This is a genomic window from Nonomuraea aridisoli, from assembly GCF_003236395.1.
In the GTDB taxonomy this organism is placed as follows: Bacteria; Actinomycetota; Actinomycetes; order Streptosporangiales; family Streptosporangiaceae; genus Nonomuraea; species Nonomuraea aridisoli.
The window spans coordinates 1-1,830 of the sequence record NZ_POUD01000535.1; the positions used below are offsets into that span (position 1 = coordinate 1).

Consider the following 1,830-nt stretch of genomic DNA (forward strand, 5'->3'; position numbering starts at 1 on the left):
TCCGAGATCTCAGGCGGCCGCCTGCCGCTTCGGGCAGCGCGGATCCCACGGCCCTCCCCCTGCTATGGGCGCGTTCGAGGGCCGGGGCTGAAGGCGCGCCTGAGGCCCCAGGCGGTGAGCACCGCCACCCCCGCCGCCGCCAGGCTGACCGCGCGGGTCAGGCGGACGGCGCGGCGGATGTCCTGGACGTCCGGCCGCGGGCCGTCGCCCATCGTGGGACGGCTCTCGGTGCGCCCGCCGTAGACGTTCTCGCCGCCCAGCGTCACCCCGAGCGCCCCGGCGAACGCGGCCTCGCACCGGCCGGCGTTCGGGCTGGGGTGCCGGTGGCCGTCCCGCCGCAGCACGGCGCGCGCCCCCGCCGGGTCGGGCCCGGTCAGGACCGCGAGCACCCCGGTCACCCGCGCGGGGACGTAGTTCGCGACGTCGTCCAGCCGCGCCGCCGCCCACCCGAACCGCTCGTACCGCGGCGAACGGTGGCCGATCATCGCGTCCAGCGTGTTGACCGCTCGGTACGCCAGCAGCCCCGGCACCCCCGCCACCGCACCCCAGAGCAACGGGGCCACGACGGCGTCGGAGGTGTTCTCGGCCAGCGACTCCACCGTGGCGCGCGCCAGCTCCTTGGCGTCCAGCCCGGACGGGTCCCGGCCGCACAGGTGGGGGAGACGGGCCCTGGCGCGTTCCACCTCTCCGTCTTCGAGCGCGTCGGCCATGAACGCGCCCTCGCGCGCCAGCGTCGTGCCACCCAGCACCGCCCAGGTGGCCACGGCCGTCACCGCCGTACGCACGGCCCGCCCCGGCAGCGTCGCCGGTACCTTCACCGCCAGCAGACCGATCCCGGCCGCACCCCCGACGCACAGCGCGACGTGCAGGACGCCGCGCGCGCGGTCATCGGCGTACAGGGACTTCTCCAACCGGGCAGCCGCCCGTCCGAACACGGCGACCGGATGGGCGGGACTCTGCGGATCGGCCACGAGCCGGTCGAGGGCCACGCCGAGGGCGAGGCCCAAAGGATCACACCAAATGGGCATAAAGCTCATCTTCGTGTACGTCCAGCCATGCGCTCGCCCGGCGGATGCGCTGCCCGGCGCCGCCCGCCCACATCGTCGCCCAGTCCCCGCCGGCGGCGGCGCGGGCGTGCATGACGGCGTACGAGCGGTGGAAGCGCAGCCGGGCGACGTCGAGGAGCCGGCGACGGTCACGCGGCGGGACCCCGTACGCGTCGCAGAACAGCCGGATCCGCGCCCCCACGTCGACGGTCCGCAACAACCGCGGCCGGTCGACGGGATCGGAGATGGGCGCCCAATGCCGCAGAGTGGTGACAACATCGAAGAGCCGGGTCGTAGGCCGCGCAAGCTCAAAGTCGATCATCGCCACCGGACGGCCTGGGCCACGGAAAACCACGTTCTCCGGCGTCACATCACAGTGCCCGATGACCTCCGGCGCTTTGTCATCGTTCGACCCGCTTTCCCACCCGTCAAGCGTCAACGGGAACCCAACGGTCGCATCGTGATACCGCCGCAACAACCCCGCCAACCCCACCAGCGCCTCGTCAGAGGCACTCTCCGCCCGCAGCCCGGTCGTCCCCGGGACAAAGGTGAGGACCTCCCGCCCGAACTCGTCCATCCCCACCACCCGAGGCGCCCCGTCGAACCCGACGGCCTCCAGGTGTCTCAGCAGGGCATGCACGGCGGGCGTCGACGCACTGGCCGGTCTGCGCACGGTGTCACCGACGCGCACCACTCCACACGTCACATCCCCGCCCTGCAGGGGAATCTCATGCAGGAGCGTCGCGACCATGCCACGAGAGCTTAAACCCGTTCCCCCCACCCC

At 73.4% G+C, this 1,830-nt stretch carries 2 protein-coding genes; both read right to left on the minus strand.

Going from position 1 to position 1,830, the window contains the following annotated elements; all coding sequences use genetic code 11:
* Positions 1-62 precede the first annotated feature (62 nt).
* Entirely contained in the window at positions 63-1,028 is a 966-nt protein-coding gene (locus tag C1J01_RS47865) for a cobalamin biosynthesis protein (protein ID WP_111185772.1), read from the minus strand.
* On the minus strand, positions 1,012-1,797 hold the full coding sequence (locus tag C1J01_RS47870) for an aminoglycoside phosphotransferase family protein (protein WP_111185774.1): 786 nt from the start codon (positions 1,795-1,797) through the stop codon (positions 1,012-1,014). Before C1J01_RS47870 ends, C1J01_RS47865 begins: the two co-directional genes overlap by 17 nt.
* Positions 1,798-1,830: the final 33 nt, after the last annotated feature.